Genomic DNA, 5,165 nt, shown 5'->3' with positions numbered 1-5,165 from the left:
GCCTGATGATCAACCGCCCGGCCGCACACGGAAATCCTGACAGTCCCCTCGCCCGAGTTGCAAAGCCGCGTGATGTCGCCCTGCGAATTTTTGCCGGTTGCCCGAACGTAGCGCTTCCCCATGGTCAGGACTCCTTCACGGTGGTGTGCGGGCTGGCTTTCCCGTGCGCCGTGGTCACATACCGGCCGGATATAGCGCTGCGGTAGTGACCGCCGGACTTGCCGGGCGAGTCCGCGCTTTCGCGCACGGTGGTATGGGGACTGGCCTTGCCATGCTTGGCAGTGACATAACGTCCGCTGATCGCGCTTCGGTAGCTGCCGCTGCCTCGACCTTTGCTCATTGGGTGTTCTCCATCATTGTCGCGACCCGAATCGTCGCACAGCAATCATGGATCCGCAGGGCGACAAATCCTGTCGTCTGCAGCTTTCAACCGAGCTCGTGGCACCACGCTGGATATGCCAGGTCAGCAGACCTTCACACATTCTAAAAGGTCAATGGAGGACGAGGCGGCTTCCCCAAATGCGGACACTTTACCTCACCAGAGTGAGCAACTTCATTCCCGCATTCCAGAACGCCATGCCGAAGCTGCCGATGCACATCGCGCCAACAATCATGCACTCGACAAGAAATACGGCCCGCTTCACCGGCACTCCGCCGCCAACAGACCGCCATTGTCCCACTTGGCGACATACTGCGCCTGTCCCCGGCGGAGCTGCTCGCACGCAACATTGCGCCCTCCAGCATAGACCTGCGCTAGCGTTCGGCCATAGCGATCTTGCCCAACGCGTTGCACACGGACGCCGCCGCCCATCATCTGCGCGAGGCTGCGCTTGGAGGCTTCGCCGTCGCCAGGCACGCAAATCCGTCCCTGACGGCAGCCATGGATTTCCGGCGCATCGATCCCGAGCAAGCGGATGCGTTCCGAACCAAGCCGGATGGTGTCGCCATCGACGACGGTTACGGCAGCAGCCAGAAGAAGAGCAGAGATCATTCAGCTCAGATGAGCCTGATGTTGCGATTGTGCAACAAGATTCATGTGAAATGATGCGGTTGTCCGATCCATACTATGCTACTGGAATCCACAGACTAAATGCCCCCGTGCCTTATCGGCATAGAAACATCAGGGGGATTATACCGTGAAGAAGTTTGTAATCGCTGCCGCTGCTCTGTCGGCCATCTCGGCGCCTGCCTTCGCGCAGGAAGCGTCGAATTTCGGTGGCGCCAAGATCGGCGCAGTCGTTGGTTACGACAAGGTTCGCCTGGAAGTCGAAGACGAGGGCGGCTCCAAGGACGGTTTCCTTTATGGCTTGACCGCCGGTTACGATTTCGACCTGGGAACGGCCGTTATCGGCGTTGAAGCTGAAATCGCCGACAGCACCACCAAGGAGCGTCAGTCTGACCTGCTCGTGCTGGGTGACGAAGCTTCGATCAGCGCTTCGCGCGATCTCTACATCGGCGCTCGCGTCGGCTTCCCCGTCAGCCAGAACGTTCTGCTCTACGCAAAGGGCGGCTACACCAACGCCAAGGTGAAGGCTGTTTATGACGACGGCGTGGACCGTCTGTCGGGTAGCGACGAACTGGACGGCTGGCGCATCGGCGCTGGCGCCGAATATGTCATGGCTTCGACCTTCGCCCGTATCGAATATCGTTACAGCGAATATGACGCCAACAATGACTTCGGCGTGGCTATCGAACCGTCGCGCCATCAGGTTGCTGTTGTAGGCGGGTTCCGCTTCTGATTTCGAAGTCCGGCGATCACAGTCCGCCGGAAATCTAACTGGGGCGGGAGAGCGATCTTCCGCCCCTTTTGCTTGTTACCTGAAAAATCAGTTGAGGATTGCAGCCAGTTACGCTGCCTGCTGCCTTAGTAGCGAAAAAAGCGTCGGGCTCTCGACCAACTCGATGCGGTCTTCCCAACCAAAGTGCGTTGCCGACCGCCGCACCACGCCGTCAGGGCTGATAATACGTATGTCCCGCGCCTCCCGAAGAGTGACGAGGGAAGCATCGACAATGCTACTGATGACCGGTGTTTCGTTGCAGTTCGCGGAGAAAAGCAGCTTTTTGGTCAGCAGTGGCGCACCTGCGGCGGCGCGAGCATGCAGCATGTCCGCAAGCTGATCCACGACTGCAGCTTCCGATCGGGTGCGGGCATTGTCGTTGAACCCGAACTCCAGCATGCCATCTCGCACGTCGGCTCCAGGCATGAAGCCAAGCGAGTTGAAACCGGCCCGGCCGAAATGCTCGAAGGTGTTTTCCAAGTCCCAGTGAATTTTCCCCATTTCCTCCCGCGCCTGGTGGTGCCTGGAGAGGTGGAGTAACCAATAGTCTCGATTAGAGCCGCCCTCGGGATGAATGAAGAAGGGCGTGTAGTAGTCTGCGCCGGTGTTTTGCCTGATATGCTCATACAGAGTGTTTTGGATCAGCCGCTTCCAGCCACGCTGCTCCTTCATTTGCAGCATGTCACGAACATCCTCCCGGCCTAAATCGATGGCGGCCAGCCCTGGGGTGTTGATCATCCTTTCAGTCAGCAGATTTACCAAGTGGTCGACCATAAAGGTCAGGACAACCTCGGGATTTTGAAGCGATCCCATGATTTGGCGGATGGTCGCGAAGGTGACAGCGCTCCAGCCATATTGGTCGAGGAAGAAGAGCGAGCGGTGGGCGCGGCCTTTCGCCTGGATGCGTCGGATGATCTCATCGCTGACATCCTCGAACTTCGAAGTGTAAACGTGGATGTCCTTGCCTATGCGCGATTCGTAGCCGCGTTGCCGCAGGACCTCCCGCAGGAAGTCGACGTGCTCGCGATTAGCGTCCACGAAGACGAACTCAGCGTCGATTTCCAAGCCACGAACACGCGCCGCGTCCAGCTCGGTCTGCGCTCGTTCAACCGACGCCAGCATCCGCAGCGGCGATCCATCGACTTCATCGTTGTCCATCACGTAGCGTCCGCCGCCGCAGAAGCCGTCGACCAACGTCAGCTTCAGCTTTCGCGTAAGATGGCTCTTCGTCAGAGTTCGGATGTAAGCAGTGATGTAGGCGTCGAATATCTGGTGCTTCGCAAAGCTATGCATTCCCAACTTGGGCAGCGGTTCACCAATTTTCCAATCATAAAGTGGCTTCTTTGCCATACGCCCACCCCTGTCGGCACCTTCGCCGTGGAGCAATATGTCTGGTAAAGCAGGGGCTTGTCCACCATCCTCATGTTGACATCGAATGCTACAATAAGCGACCGAGCGCGCTTCTTCCATTGCATGGCGAGTCAGGCTGTGGCAGATTCACGTTTCGTTCTTGGGGGCGCAGAAGATGGCCGATGGCAGTGCAATCGAATGGACGGATGCGACGTGGAACCCGGTAACGGGTTGCACGAAGATCACTGCCGGCTGCGACAATTGCTATGCTGAACGCTTCTCAGAGCGTTGGCGTGGAGTCCCGGGGCACCCATTTGAACACGGTTTTGATCTGACCTTGCGGCCAGAGCGCCTTGGCCAGCCGTTGGCGTGGAAACGGCCGCGGATGATCTTCGTCAATTCCATGAGCGATCTGTTCCACAAGAAGGTCCCGAACAGCTTCATCGACCAGGTGTTCGACACGATGGAGCAAGCCGATTGGCACGTGTTTCAGGTGCTAACCAAACGCAGTTCGCTGATGCGTGATTACCTAAGGCGCCGCTATCGTGACAGGACGCCGCCTGCGCACATCTGGCTGGGCGTGTCTGTCGAAGATGGAAATTCCAGCGCACGGATTGGGCATCTGCGCCAGGCTCCGGCTGGCGTGAGATTCCTATCAGTTGAACCGCTGATCGGAGCCGTTGGGAAGGTTGACCTCTCCGGTATTCACTGGGTGATTGCCGGCGGAGAAAGCGGTCCAGGTGCGCGTCCGATGGCGATCGAGTGGGCCCGGGAGATCCGCGATCAATGCGCGGCGCAGAATGTCGCATTCTTCTTCAAGCAATGGGGCGGCATTCGGCCGAAATCAGGCGGCCGTGAGCTCGATGGTCGGGAGTGGAACGAGCTCCCTGCATCCTTGCCATCCAGCGCAGCTGCCTGAAGATGGCGCTGGAGCCGGAGCATTATGCCGGTCGCGAACAGGCGCTGGTGAAACATCATTTCCTCAAGCACTATCTTGAAAGCCTGATCCACAAGATCGCCAGCAAATATGGTGAGGTGGTCTACGTTGATGGTTTTTCCGGTCCATGGCAAAACCAGGGAGAACGGTTCGAAGACACCTCGTTTGGCATTGCTCTACAGGCGTTAACCGATGCCGGGCGCTCTTGGGCTGAGATGCCCCACAAGCCTCGGTCGGTGAAGATGACCGCCCATCTGGTCGAGAAGAACCCAACAGCTTATAGGCGGCTGGCTGAACTGCAGCCGATGTTTCCTGATGTTGAGATCGTCACGCATAACGGCAATTTCACTGAAATTGCTCCGGCAATTGCCCGAACCATCCCAGCACAGGCTTTTGCCTTTATCCTGATAGATCCGAAAGGCTTCTCGCTTGATCTGCAGGCCCTTAAGCCTCTAATCAGTCGGCCGCGGAGCGAAGTTGTTTTTAACTTCATGTTCGACTTCGTGAACCGGTTTGCGCTTTACGATGACGACAAGGTCGCGCCGATCCTCGACCGACTAATTCCAACGGAGGATTGGCGGTCACAGCTGCGTGTCCTGGAGCAGAACCCCAAAGCGACGCCGGAAATACGAAAGCGGTTGATCGTGGAGGCATTTGAACGCGCAGTTTCGAAGGTTGGAGGATACGACTATGTCGCCAATGTCGATGTCCGACGTCCGGATCGTGACCGTACGCTCTACTTCCTCGTATATGGCACACGACAGCCGCCAGGCATCAAGGTGTTCCGCGATTGCCAAGTGAAGTCGCTTGGCGTTCAGGCGGACATCATCGGCCGCAAGAAGCTGGAGAAGCAAGCCACGGCATCAAGCCAATTCGAGTTGCTGGGTTCAATGCAGGACATGGCTCCCGACGCGAACAAGGAGTTCCTTCGTGAGGAAATCGAGGGTGCGCGGCGTCTGCTAATGGATCTCGCGCCCGTCTCCGGCGCTGGTGTTCCATGGGGTGAGCTATGGCCCAAAGTGCTGGCGAACCACGTAGTTCGGCTAACAGATCGTAACCGAACGGTTGAGGCCGCCTGCCAAGATGTGAGTTGGGCGGGT

General features: G+C 57.9%; 6 protein-coding genes. 3 read left to right on the top strand and 3 right to left on the bottom strand.

What is annotated here, in order from left to right:
- Positions 1–124: 124 nt before the first annotated feature.
- A complete protein-coding gene (locus tag ET21_RS0122965) occupies positions 125–340 on the bottom strand; it encodes a hypothetical protein (protein ID WP_030541531.1) in 216 nt (71 codons plus the stop codon).
- A 300-nt stretch (positions 341–640) separates the two neighbouring features.
- Entirely contained in the window at positions 641–991 is a 351-nt protein-coding gene (locus ET21_RS0122955) for a thermonuclease family protein (protein ID WP_030541530.1), read from the bottom strand.
- 145 nt (positions 992–1,136) lie between these two features.
- Between ET21_RS0122955 and ET21_RS0122950 the strand changes: the two genes are divergently transcribed.
- The gene (locus ET21_RS0122950) at positions 1,137–1,739 is read left to right on the top strand and encodes an outer membrane protein (protein ID WP_030541529.1); all 603 of its coding nucleotides are present in this window, start codon (positions 1,137–1,139) and stop codon (positions 1,737–1,739) included.
- 108 nt (positions 1,740–1,847) lie between these two features.
- On the opposite strand, the gene ET21_RS0122945 is transcribed toward ET21_RS0122950, so the two are convergent.
- The gene (locus ET21_RS0122945; RefSeq protein WP_081856847.1) at positions 1,848–3,128 is read right to left on the bottom strand and encodes a three-Cys-motif partner protein TcmP; all 1,281 of its coding nucleotides are present in this window, start codon (positions 3,126–3,128) and stop codon (positions 1,848–1,850) included.
- 175 nt (positions 3,129–3,303) lie between these two features.
- Here ET21_RS0122945 and ET21_RS0122940 point away from each other — a divergent pair, with 175 nt between their 5' ends.
- Both ET21_RS0122940 and tcmP read left to right on the top strand, forming a co-directional pair.
- Positions 3,304–4,047, top strand: a complete 744-nt coding sequence (locus ET21_RS0122940; RefSeq protein WP_030541527.1) for a DUF5131 family protein — start codon at positions 3,304–3,306, stop codon at positions 4,045–4,047.
- Positions 4,048–4,049: 2 nt separating this feature from the next.
- Positions 4,050–5,165, top strand: a 1,116-nt coding sequence (gene tcmP / locus ET21_RS0122935; RefSeq protein ID WP_030541526.1) for a three-Cys-motif partner protein TcmP, incomplete at its 3' end; no start/stop codon positions are given.

Origin of the sequence: Sphingobium sp. DC-2 (assembly GCF_000722555.1) — a bacterium.
In the GTDB taxonomy this organism is placed as follows: Bacteria; Pseudomonadota; Alphaproteobacteria; order Sphingomonadales; family Sphingomonadaceae; genus Sphingobium; species Sphingobium quisquiliarum.
The sequence above is the reverse complement of the archived record's forward strand: the minus strand, read 5'-3'. Positions and strand labels throughout refer to the sequence as shown.